Source organism: Dyadobacter soli, from assembly GCF_900101885.1.
GTDB classification, from domain to species: domain Bacteria; phylum Bacteroidota; class Bacteroidia; order Cytophagales; family Spirosomataceae; genus Dyadobacter; species Dyadobacter soli.
In genome coordinates this window covers 57,586-72,926 of record NZ_FNAN01000017.1, presented here as the reverse complement: position 1 = coordinate 72,926, position 15,341 = coordinate 57,586, and the positions used below count along the sequence as shown (strand labels likewise).

Below are 15,341 nucleotides of genomic sequence, written 5' to 3'. Positions count from 1 at the left end.
TTAATTTTGACGACTTAAAGTTCCACGCTCCGGTGTGGATGGCCAGCTCATGCGAATGAATTGGGACCGGTTGGTATGCACCGTATCCTGGATCTGCCGGAACAAATGACGTTTTACCTCCTCCCTGTTTTCGATCCGCAAAAAATTGCCTTCGTCCAGATCGCCACTGTCCAGCCATGCTTCCACAGCGGTACGCTCAGCAGCGGTTAGCTGATTGGCTGCGTATTTTCGTAAAAGCTCGTTGGAAATAAACATGCTCCGGACCGGTTTGTAAACCTATGTTGATTAACCCGGGTGGTAGTCCTAGTGTGAGAGGGAAATTTTTTGAAAATTTTAGAGCATCGCCTTGAAAGAGGCCAGGGCGCGGGTAAGATGGTTCTTGACAGTTTTCTCCGAGAGGACCATCTCGACTGCTATTTCGCGCGTGTTGAGCCCCTGAACGCGGCTAAGTTCGAACACACGCCTGCATTGGTCCGGAAGCGCCTGCGCGAGCTGCTGCACGCGGCTGCGCAGTTCATTGAGCAAAACGTGGTTTTCGGTGGTATTCTCCCGATCGTCGGTTTGCCGGGCAAGTTCGTCCAGGTGCCGCTCGTGAAGCTGTTCGGTACGGTAATGTTCGAGAATTTTCAATTTCAAAGCGCGCGAAAGATAATGCGCCACCTCGCCAGTGATCACTAAGGTATGCCGCCGTTCCCACAACGAGACGAAGATTCCCTGGACGAGCTCCTTGGCCAGGTCGGTGTCTTGCAGCCGGTATAATGCCGCCAGATAAAGCTTCTCCCAATGCTGATTGTACACCTGTTCGAATGTTTGTTCGTCAATCGTGAAGCGGCAAGTACAGGTATCGAACATTCGGCGGGGCTTGTTTTCCGCCAAAGTTCCAATCTATTTATATTAATTCCAAATAAAAATACTAGTAGATATTCGGTGACTAAGCAGTCGGGTCCTATCGAAAGGCCTTTACCTCGGCCACGATTTTTTCTATGGCAGGAAAATTATTTGACCTTGCTACGACGACACCTTTTGGATCAACGAGGAAATAGGTTGGGAATTCGGTGATATTAAAGGTTTTCATTACCTCTCCCCGGTCAAACCGGAAATCAGTGAGATTAATCCAATTGGCCTGGTGCTTTTCGATGGTTTTGAGCCAGGTCTCTTTGTCGTCTGCCCATTCGGCAGCGATACCGATCACGGTTACTTTGCCTCTGTACTTTTCATGAAATGCCCGCAGTTGCGGCATCGTCTGGATGCACGGCCCACACCAATGTCCCCAGAAATCCAACAGCACATATTTCCCCAAATATTGCGACAATTGTACCGAATCGCCTTTCGACGAAACAAGTTTAAAATCAGGTGCTTTCTTACCCTTTACAGGTTGGTTTTTAACGATTTCAATGCGCTCCTTAGCCTTTTTTCCATAGTAACTTTCGCGAATCTGCGGCGGAAATTCACGGAATGCGGTGTCCAGGTCTTCAATTTTAAGACTCGGGTCGTTGGTTAGCCCGCTCAAAAGGTACATGGCCGTCAGGGAAGGCGTGTTTACCTTCATAAATGCCCAGGTCTTAAGCTTTTGTTCTTCGTTCAATTTTTCTATTGCTTCGGCAGACTGGCCCTTTGCTTTTTCGCGGTAAGCCCATCTGATTTGGTTGTAGGATGTGAGCAGGTCGTTGTCCTTTGTTCCTTTGATTTCCAGTTGTTCAGGATTGTCGATGTTGCCCAAAACGGTAAGGTTGCCGGCCTCGTACCACACGCCTCTCCAAGCCGGGTTTTTAATGAATATATCGAACATGCCGTCGTCAGGTTTCTGGACGACGTAACGGAACCGATCGCCTTTGGCGACAACCGTATCTACCTTGTCGACGCCATTCTGTGTGTATCTAAATTGAATGGGTGTATCGCCAATGCCCCTGATCTCGCCGCTTACAATGCAGCTTTGGGCAACTACTTTCCAACTGGTAACGAGCAAGGCCAATATGAAAAACGCCGCGGCCTTTTTTGAAGTTAAAATTTTATTCATTATCAATCAGGGGGGGCTGAATGAGAAGTGAAGTTACTTCTTACTAAACTTAGTATATGTTTATGAAAGATTGGTTGTTTCTCGAAAATACCGACCTAATCTCGCGTTTACACACTAACTGGCAAGTCATACCGACAACCGCATTAGAAATTCGACTTTATTTTTGCGGTTAAAACCAACGAAACAACGCGTATGGAATCGTTAGAGCAGATTTTAGAAATGGAGAAAAGGCTCCTCCGGGCCATGATTGCCAGCAATGTAAGTGAACTTGAACTAATTATATCGGATCAAGCGATTGTTGTCGGGCCAGACGGGCGATTATCAAATAAAACTGACGATATAGCTGCTCATCGAAACGGCTTACTGCGAATTCTGACAATGGAACCCCAAGAGACAACTACGCAGGTTCTCTCAGAAGAAGTGATTGTTGTTCTTGCACTGATGGAAATGCGGGGAACCTACCAAAACCAAGCTTTCGGAGGCCGTTTTCGTTACACGCGTGTCTGGCAAAAACGAGACGAAAGTTGGCAAATTGTTACAGCTCACATAAGTTCCGTATTGAGTTAATACACCAATTCAACCAGTTTTGACTGTCTGCCAGATGTTCAATGGACCGCCGGTTTCTCTGCTTCTGCTCGCCGCCTTTTCTATTAATTGTGAACCATTCCCTGCAAAATTCATTCAACCGCACTGGCCTATCCATGGAAATTTGACGGGAAGAGTGGTCATTTTGGTGGCGGAAGTAACGCGGTATCCTAGGAAATAGGCATTTCCTGTTCTAGGCCGCCGGGCTGTCCGAAGGTAATGCGCTGGTCGAACTCCAGCGTAATTTCAGTACCAGCATCACCGGACAGCTGTACCTTGCCGCCAAGCTCTCCGGCCAGGCCGTGGATCAATTTCAGTCCCATCGAACCGGGCTTGCCCGACATATATTCCTGCGGCATCCCGATCCCGTCATCCGTAATGGACAATGTAACCTTTGAGGAGTACTCATCCTTTTTCAACACGACTTTAATGGACCCATCCCGCCCGTTTGGAAAGGCATATTTGAGCGAATTGGTAATCGCCTCATTTAAAATCAATCCGATCGGGATCGCCTGGCCGACATCAAGGGTAATCGGGTCCAATTCCAGCGAAAGCCGACAGCTTCGTCCGGGGAAGCTTTCCAGCAAATAGTCGGTCAAATCCCAAATGTAATTTGACATGTCGATTGTGGCCAGGTTATCGGTCAGATACAATTTCTGGTGGATCAGCGACATTGCCTGGACCCGGTGCTGGCTCTCCTTAATGGCTTCCAGGGCATCATCCCGAAGGTATACCGACTGGGATTCGAGCAAACTCATAATCGTTTGCAGGTTGTTTTTCACCCGGTGGTGCAGCTCGCGGACCAGCCATTCCCGCTCGCTGACCATTTTTTGAAGAACCCGGTTGTTTTCGGCGATAGCAAGGTTTGTGCGCTGTTTGGTTTTATAGCGATTGAAGAGTAAACCCAGGAAAAGAACACTCAATCCCAGGAATGCTGCCGTGATATTCCTGTTCGTTTGGGCTTTCTGCAACAGCTCTTGCTGCAATGCGGATTTCTTTGTCAACAAGCTGACGTTCTGACTTCTGATCTGCAATTCTCGGTCCTTCCGTTCCATGTCAAACCTGACGTTGAGCGTAGCGACTTGTTTTTGCTTTTGAACACTATACAAGGAATCCTGGCTTTTCTTGAAGTTTTGGTAATGTCCGATTGCGGAAATATAATTACCTCTGGCGGAATCCAGTTGAAATGACCAAAAGTAACCCAGGCTGACCTCTCTCGTTTTATTGGTCTGTTTTGCAACCTGCATGAATGAAGTCAGATATTTCCTGGCTAGCCCGTATTGCCTGGTGGCAAGGTAGTGTTTGATGGCAGCAGTGAGAACAGACTGAGTCACGTTGTGAAAGGACTGATCATCCAGATTCAAATCAAGAAGCTTTTTAAGATATACTTCCGACATCGCATGCATGCCCAGTTTATCATAACTTAAAACCAGAATTGAGTATAACATAATGGTCGATGACAAATCAATCCCGCCATACTTTTCAAGCGATCCCAATGCATTGTCGATTGCGGCCCGATAGTCTACTTTTTCATAAAATGCCGTAGCATAGGCGAGGTTCGCTACAATGTAGGCGATGGTGCTGTTGTCTTTATGATCTATGGCAACGTTGAGTGCTTTCTGATGGTAGTGGTTACACAAATTGTAGTCGCCCTGTTGGAAATACGTCAATGCCAGCCTAACGTAAATTGTGCACAACTGCATGGTGGAATCTCCTAATCCTTCTGCTGTCTTTACTGCCAAAAGGCCATATTCGATTGCCTCGTCGTACGCGCCCAGATTGGAATAAACTGATCCAATCAAATCATACACGCCGTGCAACTCTTTGAAGTTTACTTCTTTGTACAATGCCAGCGACCTTTTCAAAATGGTCAGAGCCTCCGGTAAATCAACAACGCAAAACTGCATGATATCCCCCAATTCTTTTAAAGCATCCGCTTCGTCTTTCTTAGATCCGGCATTGTGAAAAGCCGCAGCCGCCTGACGCGCAATCATAATCCTTTCCTTGCAGTTTTGTTCGCTAAGCGGATATTGCGATCGCTTTTCTAACAGCGCGTTACCCTCACCCAGAAAGTTGCCCGACTTTTTGTAATACGCCAGTGCTTTTTCAATCATTGGCAGTGCTTCCTGGGTGCGTCCTGCTTCCCGATTTATTCTCGCCAACAACAGGTTTGCGTCGGCCTGCCACGCGGGCTTGTTAAGGCGTTCGGCAAGACCATTCGCTTTTTCAGCAAAGATCATGGCCTGTTTGAGGTCCGAAGCCGTCTCCCCGGGCCTGAAAAGAAAGTGGTTACCAAACTTCATCAACTTAACCCAGCCGATTGAATCCGCAGTAACAAAGTTCTTTTTGGATGAATGGTTCTGACACAACGCGTCAGAAGATTGGAATACCGAAAACAACAAGCATATCAGAAGACTGAAACGAACGTTCATAGGCCGGGCGAAGTCATTACCTTCGGTTCAATAAATTTGTTAGCTGTAAATACAAATATAAGTTAAGTGCTTAAATTTCAATCACCTCTCCGATGTCGGGTCGTGATTTCGAAGTCGGATATAACGGTTGCTATTGTACGTTAGGTTACAATTCGGCATACTGCACAAAATCACCGATGTAGCGCACCACGAGCTGTGGATACTGATTCTGCGGGCCGTGGCCTGTCTGTCCGAGCATAATCATTTGAAGGTTCGGGATTTGCCGGGTCAATGCATACCAGTTCTCAATCGGGCATGCCGGATCGTGGTCGCCGGAAATGACGAGAATCGGGACGTTAATCGTTGCCAGTTTTGTCCTGGAACCGTATTCGTCGGCCGCATAATCCTTGGCTCCTGCAAAGTAATTGTTCCATTTTTCCTTCGGCACCGGGATATCCTGGTCCACTGTCCGCGCATTGATCCGCTCAAAATAGCTTTTGGCTGCCTGACGGCTGAATTCCGAGGCCGGCTCGAAAAACAGTACCGTTTCATCGGCAAGGTCGTTGACTTCATGCATGGTAGCGTCCAGAAATGCCTGCTCGAACGGATGCGCGTTTTGCCCCGGCGGGTTCGTGCCTAGCAAGATAAGGTGAGAGACTCTTTCCGGATAACGCGTCGCGAACGTTTGCGCCACGATTCCACCATAGGACCAGCCGCCCAGGATAAATTTGTCCAGGTTCAGGTAGGACGCGAGAAAGCCGATGTCTTCCGCAACCTCCGCAATCTTGACGGGCAAATCGCCGTCAGAAGAACCGATTCCGGAATAATCGAAGATGATCACCCGGTAGGATTCCGCGAGCTCGTCGAGAAATGCCGGGTCCCAGGAATCCAGAATTCCGCGAAGCCGGTTGCAAAGAATTATGGTAATTCCCTCACCGATCGAGCGGTAGGCAATCTTCTTACCTGAGCCGGCTGCAAATTGCGTTCGGACATTCATGGCAGATACGGAGGTAGCTTTCATCATAGTTTTGGTTAGAGCGATTTTAAGACGAAACAACAAAGCAAAGGAAAGCCAACCCGCAGGTCAATGGAGATTGTGCGGTAATTCGTGTATTTCCAGCTTGCTCGTTGCGCCCGTTCTAAAAAAGCTGGCTAGTGCCGCTATTTGCCAGAATAATGCGGATGATATCGGTTCCGAAATCGGATGCCTTGGCTTGACCAAAATTTTTGATTTGTGACAGCTGTGTTAAAGTATTCGGCATTTTTTGCGCTACCTGTGTCAAAACAATGTCGGAGACGATCGTGTACGGCTGCACATTGCGCTGCTGAGCGAGGTCGGCGCGCCATTCGAGCAGTTTGTCGTAAAGCCCGCTTTCCACCACAGCCCGCTTTTTGGGACTTGTCGCTTGCTTGGGCTCAGCTTTTTTCGATCGGTATTCACTCACGGCTTTTGCAGCAGTTGAAACAAGACTTTCCGGGTTAGTGGCTTGTGGCAAGCTCAAAAAGATCCCCGCTTTCAAGCTGACGTAATGCCTTAACCGTGCCGATGCTAAATGAAAGTCCGGGTCCAGGCTGCGCTGGTCGCATTGGGTAAGTAGCTCGTCTATTTTGTAGGTACATTCATAAAGTTTGGAAGAAAAATAGCCGATCGCTTTTATCAACCGCTCAGGCAACGATGCCATGCTCCACACCCCGGGATCATCCAGGAGTACAGTCAATTCCTGCCTGTGAAAATTGACCGAAACTTTTATCAAATCAGCTTGAACGAGCTTTGATATCGCTTCGATTTGCTGCTGTACAAGGCGACTAAGCTGCTCGTTTGCGCGGATAAACCGGAGCGTCATCTCCCAATGTTCCGACAGCATGGTAAAATCAAACAAGTCGATCAATGCCTCGCGAAGGCTGTTGGACCGGAACGCATCCACGGCTGAAATGTCGTTAGCATTAATCGAGGCATGCTCCATAAAGGCCTTTACCGCCGGGGCAACCATGACACTTGCCGCGGTCACGGGCCTGAGCAGCACAAGGCCTTCCAGCGATCGGCACCGGCTCAACGCCACATAAACCTGCCCCGCCGCAAATGCAGCGCCAGCATCGACCACCAGCTTATCGAAGGTAAGGCCCTGACTTTTATGAATGGTTACGGCCCAGGATAGCCGCAACGGCAATTGCGTAAATGTTCCGGCACTGGATTCGCTGATCTTGCCCTCGGTTTCGGACAAAGCGTACTTCACATTCTGCCAGATTTCCGGAACGACGATAAAATCAGAGCCGTCATCGAAAAACGTTACATGTACACGCCCGTTCTCGATACGCGAGATCCGCGCCGCGCGCCCATTATAGTACTGCTTCTTTCCTGAGCTGTCATTTTTGATAAACATCACATGGGCTCCCTCTTTCAGGATCAGCTCCTTTTCTGCCGGATATCCTTCCGAAGGAAAGTCGGCGGAAATGCTCGCGCTGAAAACGTGTTCCGGGGTTTGCAATGCGTCGAGACGTTGCTTGTTAATTTCTTCCACCTTGTTATTGTGGGTCGAAAGGGTGACGTAGTCGGAGAGGTCTAAAACTGATTCCGAAATGTGTCGCGCGTTGAGCGCCGTCAGCGTGCTTTCGGTAACCTCGCCATTCCTGACGCTGTTAAGGACGTCTATAAACACCGGGTCACTCTGGCGGTAGACGCGCGACAGTTCAAAGGTCAGAAAGCCCGACGATGCCCAAACGAGGCTATCAAAGAAAAAAGGGCTGTTGTAAATCGGGTTTAAAATATCCCAGTCCCTGTTGGTAACGGGCGGCAGCTGATACGGATCGCCGATCATCAGGAGCTGAACCCCTCCGAACGGTCTGGCAGAAGCCCGCACGAGCCGAAGCAACGCGTCGATGTAGTCCAGGATGTCTGCGCGCACCATACTGATCTCATCGATGATGAGCAGTTGCATTCGCCTGAGCATTTTTTCCTTTTCGGGGTTCACCGACCGGATCGCGGGCTGCGGTTGCCGCTTACCGCTTACACCGGGTAGGAGTGGGACGAGCGGTACCTGAAAAAAGGAATGGATCGTTACGCCACCCGCATTAATGGCAGCAACGGCCGTGGGCGCAACGACCACCATTTCTTTGTCCAAATTCTGACGAATATGTTGCAAAAACGTGGTCTTACCTGTGCCGGCCTTTCCCGTTAGAAAGATAGGTTTGTCGGTTTGGGTAAGAAAATTCAGGATAGTTTGATGATGAATGTCGAGTGTCATGCGGATTATTTAATACTGTATATCAATATTTTACCAAGGCGAATAGTAGGTGGGCCCTATTCGTATGGCGATTTGAAGCAACATTTTATTTCAGGTTACATCTTTTCATTGCTATCACGCAAATATCTCATTCAAATCTCCATAATTACCAATATGCTTCGTGTTCAATTTTACTTTCCAATCTATTTCTTTCTGCTTTTTGGTATAAGTACCTTTTCATCAGCACAGGACAATCTTCTCTCGACCACAGCAATGCGGGAAGATTTTCAGTTTGTACGGGAACAACTGTTTAACGTACATGCCAATCCATTTTCCCAATTAACAAAGGAAAAGTACAAGGCATATTTTGATTCGCTGGAAGCCGGGCTAAGCCAGCCGTTATCCGTTGCCGACTTCCGGCAAAAGGTGAACCTTGCCCTGATACCGCTCGGCGACGAGCATGCAGCGATATCCATTCGAAATGCGAATGCGCAGAAAAAAGCTCCGGTCTGGGCCGATAGCGTCGCCACCAACATTTCTTATCAGCGGCTGGGCGACATTGGCTATATCTTCGCCCGTTCCTTCGCGACAAGAGGGAGTAAGGATTTACCTGTCTATGAGCGTTGCATCGACAGCATTTTTGCCGTTATCCGTCGCGATGGCGTTACGCGGCTTGCCATTGATGTGAGTAGTAACGACGGCGGGGCGTCCGCAGTCGGAAATATGATCATCAAGCATATCTTCCCCAAACCCTACAAGAGTTACTCCATGAGTTGGAAACGCAGCGAAGCCTATCTGGCCAAACTCACTTCATGGGGATTCAGTGATGAGCATTACCAAAAAGCCGCACCAGGCGAAATGCTTCACTTTCAATCCGGAACCGTCGTTCCAGCGAAAGTGAGCGACCCTTTTGAAGGAAAAGTGATTGTGATCATCGGCCCCGCTACATTTTCCAGTGCGATTATGTTCGCCACACTTGTGCAGGATAACGCCATGGCACGATTAGCCGGAGAGTCACCCGAGAACGGGCATCCCACCCATTTCGGCGAAATGTACTCGACTGTTCTTCCCAATGCCCAGCTGGAATTACGTTTTGGGGTGAAGGAATGGGTGCGGCCCGCCGGACGTGGCAAAGTGAATAAACTGGTGCCGGATCTTCCGTGCGGGCTCCCGAGCAATAAGGACGTTCCTATGCTTGTTAAACAGCTTCAATGGTAGGAGTTTTGGGAATGACCGAGCCATTCTTTCATGGCATTCATCGGAACGAATACAGCTAATGGTATTGCGCTATTGCTTTATCAACTTATATGTCTCCCCGCTCCCCGCTTTGATCACGTAAATACCGGCCGGAATAGCCGAAATATCTAATGTTTGCAGGCCCGGAGCCGATATGTTGGCAGTCATTACCGCTCGTCCTGCCTGCGAAAAGATTTGTATGGTTTGGCGGCCCGCACCGGCTGTTTCCAGGTTGAGGACATTCTGCGCCGGATTCGGGTAAATCGCGGCAATCGAAGTATGGGCTTTGCTACCATCCAACGCGACGATACGGCTGTAAGTGAATGGGTTATCCGGTCCGTCCGTCGGCAAGTCGGTCATTTTGAGGCGGTAGTAGGAGAGGCCGGGAACGGGCGCATAGTCGGTGAAGCTGTACGAGTGGTCACCTGCCGCGTTGGCCGCCGCGATGGTCGCGATCTTTACAAATTGCTTTCCGTCCGTGCTTCTTTCCAGGTCGAAATGGCTGGTATTCACTTCCTCCGTCGTAGCCCAGGCAGCCACTGCCGCGCTGCCTTCCCGCTGTACCGCAAACCGCACCAGGTGCAGCGGCAGTGCCGCGGGACTCATGAGGCTCACATCGCCCGTGGCCGGTTTGTCGTAAACGATCGACCAGCCCGCCGGCAGGTTATTTCCACTGAATGTGCCGCTGATCGCATTGGATTTCAGGATGGTGATGGAGGTGCGGGCAGGGGTGTAGCCGGGGGCGAAAACCACGTTCAGGTTGCCCGAAAGCTGGGCCGTTCCGTTCACCGTGATCTGATCGAACTGCGTACACTCGGTTTCGCCGTTCACTTCGATGCGCAGAACGCCGCCCTGGACATTGAAACCGTTGCCAAAGCCCATGCAGCCCGGACTGTTTCCCGGTGCCACGTCGCCTTTGCTGTTAAATATCGATCCTTTGAACAGGCCACTGCCCTGGTAGCGGCTGTTGTTGGTGAATGCTTCGGCGGCATTCCAGGTACCATTGTTCACCACCGTCCCGCCATTGGTAAATGCCCGGCTGCTGAATGTGCCGCCGTTGGAAACCGTACCCTGGTTGTCGAATGCAAATGCCAGGGTCACGGTGCCGTCGGTATTGTTCAGTTTGCCCGACGGAGAATTGCCGATCAGTACCTGCAAATTCATTTTTCCGCCCGGCATGGTTTCAAAAATACTGTTGTTCCGAAAAAGGTACAGAGCGTCACGATTGTAAAATCCGCGCCCGGTCACATTTCCGAACCGCACAATACCATCGTTGACGAACCTGCTGGTCCCTGCCGAATTGTTCGCGTCGGACACGAGCCCATCCCCGTCTACGCTCGCGAATTCCAGGATGCCGTTCGGCCTGTTCTGGAAAGTCGAGCCGTCCGTTAACCGTAGCGCTGCTCCTCCCTGAAAAGCAGCATTATTGCCCCAAACGATCTTGCCGTCATTTTCGAAATCGCTTTTGGTCGCCAGCAGCAGGCCGACACCGCCGCCGTTCGCCCTGTTAATGTAAATCTCCCCGCGTTTCTGATTCGTAAATCTCACATTGTCTTGCAGAAAAATGCTTTCCCGGGAAGATGCCGGGTTCAGGCCCGTTTTGATAATGCCGTCATTGTTAAGGCTGGCCGTCCGCGCCGCATAGATGGGCGATTCGCCTACATTGTAAAATTCCATTGTGCCGACATTGTTCATTTCGCTGTCGTCGAGCACTTTTACCCCGCTTCTTCGCGTGCTGATGACCTTGATCAAGCCGCCGCGCTCATTGGCCAGGAACGCGTGCTCATCTACCTGAATGGCGTCGTGGGCAAACGCATTGGAGGCGTTGCCGATGGTGAGCGTACCCCTGTTAATGCCCCTGGACCCGTCGTCGTGTATGTATAGTGCTGGTAATTGGGTGTTTGTCGCGGACCTGTCGAGCGTAATGTTCCCGGTAGGCAGGTTTTCAAAACGTGATCCTTCCGTAATGGCAACACACCCGCCGTAGACACCGTTACTGGCCGACGCATCCAATACCCCCGCATTATCAAAGCTCGATCCAGCTTGCAGTAACACGGGAATAGTATCGGTTTTCATCAGCATTAGCATTCCCTGGTTGTCAAAATGCCCGCTGGTGAGGTGAATACCGCTTTTTCTGAGCTTGTCGAGCTTCACCTGGCCGTCGGTATTGTTGGTGAACGTGGCATCGCCGAGGTAGATACCGTCGGCTTGCGCATTGCCGTTGCCGATGACGTCCGTAAGCCCCGTGTTGGTGAAGGTGGCCTTGCCGATCATCCGGATCAGGTGATTGCCGCAATTCCGCACCTGTACCTGGCCGTCTTTTTCATTGGTAACCGCCGCATTATTCAGTGCGAGACCGGAACCTCCGACGGCACTTTTGCTTCCTATGACGATGTTTTTGCCATTCGTGATACTGCCGGCATCGAACCTGATAGCGTCCGAGCCGGTGTTGTCGACCAAAATATCTCCCTTGTTGATCAGCACGGCGGGGCCTACCGAGTACATTCCCTGGCCTGCAATGCGGCCGAGCTGTCCTATTTTGATCTGGCCGCGATTATCTATCTGCGTCACCGCCATGCCGTGCTGGGCATTGTCGACGGTGATGACGCCCGCGTTGTAAATGCTGTCGGATACCAGCAGGCCTTTGTCGGAAATGCCGGCCTGCTCGCCGATCCGCACCTGTCCCGTGTTGATGAGCCTGGTAACCGCCATACCGGAGAAGACGGGCAGGCCGGGCTTGGTTTTGACATTATCGACGGTAATGGTCCCGGAGTTGGTGACAGTAACTCCCCATTCTGCGTAAAGCCCGAAACTGATTACATTTTTGTTGTCCGAAAGGCCTATGGGCGCATTCTTGCCGATCTCGATTTTCCCTTTGTTGGTAATGGAGCCCCCGAGAAACATAATACCGGAGCCCTCGATGTTGTCGATGGAAATCTGCCCGGTCTCGTTGACCACGATATCCGGATCGGCAAACCTGAAATCGGAAAAACCCGCCTGTATTCCGTCGCCGTCCACGTAGCTAAGGTCGCCGATGAGCAGCTTGCCGCTGACGATGATCTTACTGTGGTAGCGCAGCTTGATCGCGCCCAGGGGCCCGCCCGTATTGATATGCAGCTTACCTGTTTCGCCAATGTTGAGCGTGCTCCCTTCGAGGACATAAATAACCCCGGAAAACACTTCGCCGCTGAGGATTACCTCGCAGGATTCCTGGATGGCGACCCGCGCATTGGGGCCCGGTACTGTTCCGGTCGACCAGCCTGTGGCGTCGTTCCAGTTGCCGGTCCGTTTTTTCCAAACCGGGTAGGGTGGGTCAAACTGTGCGTAAACAGAGAGCACAGAAAACAGCATGACAAGGGTGAGTAGAAGTCGCTTCATGCGGATGCTTGGATAAGTTCAGGAATGGATATGCAAAGCAACAAGAAGCTGTGCCGCAGCACAATAGCAAATATTTGCTATGGATCGATTTGAATCCACGGATGAATTCAAATACTCCGGGTTGTGAATTTGGTAATCGTTTGGAATTTCGGCAGGTTGAAAAAATTCAGAAGAGGCAATTTAGCATTGACCGAATATCTGGGGTTCAGAGTAAATTCAGCATCCCCGGTACAAGCATTGTTCCGTAAACTAAGGATATCAAGAATGTATGATTTTCTTGTGTATTTTCAGTCACTACTTGTACACCTGAACATTGATAATCTTCCAGCTATCATTGATCAATGCTGATTCTCTCTCGACTTGCTTTTGCTAAATTCTGTACTAATCTATTCATTTTAAACCCAGAAAATTATGAGTTTTCTACAAATCGCCAGTTGGAATATCGAGCACCTTTCCGGACAGCCGAGAGCCAAAAGAAAGCAAAGTGCTTATGCGTTAGCCGACCATATTGAAATGGCAGGGATCGACTTGCTTGTGCTTCAGGAAATCTATGTAACTGCATTAGACGAAGAGGTTCGGTTATCCGATAGCCAACCGGTGATCGTCAGCAGAGCACATACTGGAAGCCGGAGAAATTCGGACCTGGACGTTGTTTGCTACCTGTTGGAGGAGCATCTGGATGTGCCATGGAACTACTTTATCCTCCCGAATCGTCAGGCTGGGGACGGTTCCCAACTGTGTGCAGTTTTATGGAACACTCAGAGATTGACAATCGGAGAAATAAAGCCGTTAGATGTAAAACACACGGACGGGGATTATCGACTTTGGGACCGCAAGCCTCACCTTATCCATTTCAAAACTGAGATTGAGGTTTGGAGACGTTCTGAAAATGGTGAATGGACGAAGCAGACAGAGAATAGAACCATTTCGGTTATACCACTGCACATGAAATCAAACTATGGCGGAGTTACTATCAACCGAATTGTAAGAGCAAAAGAGGCTGAGACATTATGCGAGGCTATCGACAGGATTAGAGATTCCATCGACCCCAGCCTGATCTTATTGGGAGATACGAACATTTTGCGAAATGACGAACCGGCAATAGAAACCTTCGTCACTCGTGGATTCGTAGACCTGAATAATAATGATGCTGCAACTTATTGGAGTAAAGACTATAACGAAGCGCCATTTGACAGAATATTCGTACCGCGCGGAAGACCGGAATTTAAATATAGTCGTCAGTATGTACTCCGATCTTCCGATTTGACCTCACATGACCGTTTTCTATCAGATCACTACATGATAAAAATCAGCGTAAAAGATTACGTCGATGATGCCGATCCAAGACGAGAGCCGTAGTAACACATACGGTTTCAACTAACAGGACAGTCAACGATTGACGGCCTGCGAAGCAGAAAATGCCCGTTTTATTCACACCGGATGGCCGTTCTGATGCATTTGCAAGAGAAGTTTGCTAAATTGACACGCAGCTAACTGCTCAAAATCTCAACAATTTAAACTATGTCAAAATCCTTACTTTTCCTGCTGACAGGCGCACTTGCATGCAGTTTGTCCACCAGTAAAGCACAAAACATCGAGTTAACACCTGCCTGGGAGTCTGATACGACCTTACGGACACCTGAAAGCGTGCTGTATGAGCCGGGCCAGAATGTCCTGTATGTCGCCTGTATCAATGGCGGTCCGAGTCTGGAAAACAAAAACAGCTTTATTGCGAAAGTGGGACCGGACGGCAAGGTGATCAAGTTGAAATTCGCCGAAGGCCTCAATTCGACGAAAGGAATGGGTGTACTGGGCAACAAATTGTATGTTACCGAAATGACGCAAGTGGCTGAGATAGACCTGGCAACCGGTAAGATCCTTAACCGCTATCCTGTCGAAGGGGCGAAGTTTTTGAATGACATCACCGTGGATACCAAAAAGCGCGTTGTGTATATCACCGATTCCGGCCACGGAAAGGTATGGTCTGTTACCGACGGCAAGGTAAGTCTGGTTTCCGAAGGTGATCCTTTGAAAGGTACCAACGGGTTATTGTTTGAAAACAATCAATTGCTGATCGGAAATGGCGACGGTACTTTGTTCAGCATGGACCCTGCAACGAAGAAGCTTACCACCATTGCAAAAGTTTCGGGTGGTATCGACGGAATCGTGGCATTGGGCAACAAGAGCTACATCGTAACCGAATGGGCCGGAAAAATCTGGCACGTCAAAGCTGACGGAACCACCGAACTGAAATCGGATACGTCGCCACAGAAAATAAACTCGGCCGACGTCGGGTACAATCCCAAAACGAAGGTGTTGTTCGTTCCTACGTTTTTCCACAACACGGTTAAAGCGTTCACGATCAAGTAAAGTCGCATATCGACCATTATCAAAAGGCTGTCCGGCGTTCCATTGGCGCGGGCAGCCTTTGTTTTTTTGTGCCCCTCCGAACCACGCCATTTTTTGACTTTTATCAAAGGAATACTCCCTGCT

Annotated in this window: 11 protein-coding genes; 4 read left to right on the top strand and 7 right to left on the bottom strand. The window is 49.6% G+C overall.

Annotated features, from left to right (window positions below; all coding sequences use genetic code 11):
- The 3 genes from BLQ88_RS25675 to BLQ88_RS25665 form a co-directional block, all read right to left on the bottom strand.
- Positions 1-255 carry a hypothetical protein gene (locus BLQ88_RS25675; RefSeq protein ID WP_090155826.1) on the bottom strand — a complete coding sequence of 85 codons (255 nt, stop codon included), beginning with the start codon at positions 253-255 and terminating at the stop codon, positions 1-3.
- Between the two features lie 78 nt (positions 256-333).
- A complete protein-coding gene (locus BLQ88_RS25670) occupies positions 334-852 on the bottom strand; it encodes an RNA polymerase sigma-70 factor (protein WP_143016929.1) in 519 nt (172 codons plus the stop codon).
- A gap of 94 nt (positions 853-946) precedes the next feature.
- Positions 947-2,017 (bottom strand): TlpA disulfide reductase family protein, encoded by a 1,071-nt coding sequence (locus BLQ88_RS25665; protein ID WP_090155822.1) that lies wholly within the window; start codon positions 2,015-2,017, stop codon positions 947-949.
- A gap of 192 nt (positions 2,018-2,209) precedes the next feature.
- Between BLQ88_RS25665 and BLQ88_RS25660 the strand changes: the two genes are divergently transcribed.
- Positions 2,210-2,584 carry a nuclear transport factor 2 family protein gene (locus BLQ88_RS25660; protein WP_090155820.1) on the top strand — a complete coding sequence of 125 codons (375 nt, stop codon included), beginning with the start codon at positions 2,210-2,212 and terminating at the stop codon, positions 2,582-2,584.
- A gap of 188 nt (positions 2,585-2,772) precedes the next feature.
- Here the strand turns inward: BLQ88_RS25660 and BLQ88_RS25655 are convergent, their stop codons facing one another.
- The 3 genes from BLQ88_RS25655 to BLQ88_RS25645 form a co-directional block, all read right to left on the bottom strand.
- Complete coding sequence (locus BLQ88_RS25655) at positions 2,773-4,905, bottom strand: tetratricopeptide repeat-containing sensor histidine kinase (protein ID WP_176885105.1); 2,133 nt, start codon at positions 4,903-4,905, stop codon at positions 2,773-2,775.
- Between the two features lie 274 nt (positions 4,906-5,179).
- On the bottom strand, positions 5,180-6,037 hold the full coding sequence (locus tag BLQ88_RS25650) for an alpha/beta fold hydrolase (protein ID WP_229212863.1): 858 nt from the start codon (positions 6,035-6,037) through the stop codon (positions 5,180-5,182).
- Between the two features lie 115 nt (positions 6,038-6,152).
- The gene (locus tag BLQ88_RS25645; protein ID WP_090155816.1) at positions 6,153-8,255 is read right to left on the bottom strand and encodes an HRDC domain-containing protein; all 2,103 of its coding nucleotides are present in this window, start codon (positions 8,253-8,255) and stop codon (positions 6,153-6,155) included.
- 72 nt (positions 8,256-8,327) lie between these two features.
- Here BLQ88_RS25645 and BLQ88_RS25640 point away from each other — a divergent pair, with 72 nt between their 5' ends.
- Positions 8,328-9,452, top strand: a complete 1,125-nt coding sequence (locus BLQ88_RS25640) for a S41 family peptidase (protein ID WP_176885104.1) — start codon at positions 8,328-8,330, stop codon at positions 9,450-9,452.
- A 69-nt stretch (positions 9,453-9,521) separates the two neighbouring features.
- Here BLQ88_RS25640 and BLQ88_RS25635 read toward each other — a convergent pair whose 3' ends face one another.
- Positions 9,522-12,848 (bottom strand): T9SS type A sorting domain-containing protein, encoded by a 3,327-nt coding sequence (locus BLQ88_RS25635; RefSeq protein WP_090155815.1) that lies wholly within the window; start codon positions 12,846-12,848, stop codon positions 9,522-9,524.
- Positions 12,849-13,259: 411 nt separating this feature from the next.
- Here BLQ88_RS25635 and BLQ88_RS25630 point away from each other — a divergent pair, with 411 nt between their 5' ends.
- Both BLQ88_RS25630 and BLQ88_RS25625 read left to right on the top strand, forming a co-directional pair.
- Positions 13,260-14,207: an endonuclease/exonuclease/phosphatase family protein gene (locus BLQ88_RS25630; RefSeq protein WP_090155813.1), complete on the top strand. Its 948-nt coding sequence runs from the start codon at positions 13,260-13,262 to the stop codon at positions 14,205-14,207.
- Positions 14,208-14,369: 162 nt separating this feature from the next.
- Positions 14,370-15,218 carry an NHL repeat-containing protein gene (locus BLQ88_RS25625; RefSeq protein WP_090155811.1) on the top strand — a complete coding sequence of 283 codons (849 nt, stop codon included), beginning with the start codon at positions 14,370-14,372 and terminating at the stop codon, positions 15,216-15,218.
- Positions 15,219-15,341 lie beyond the last annotated feature (123 nt).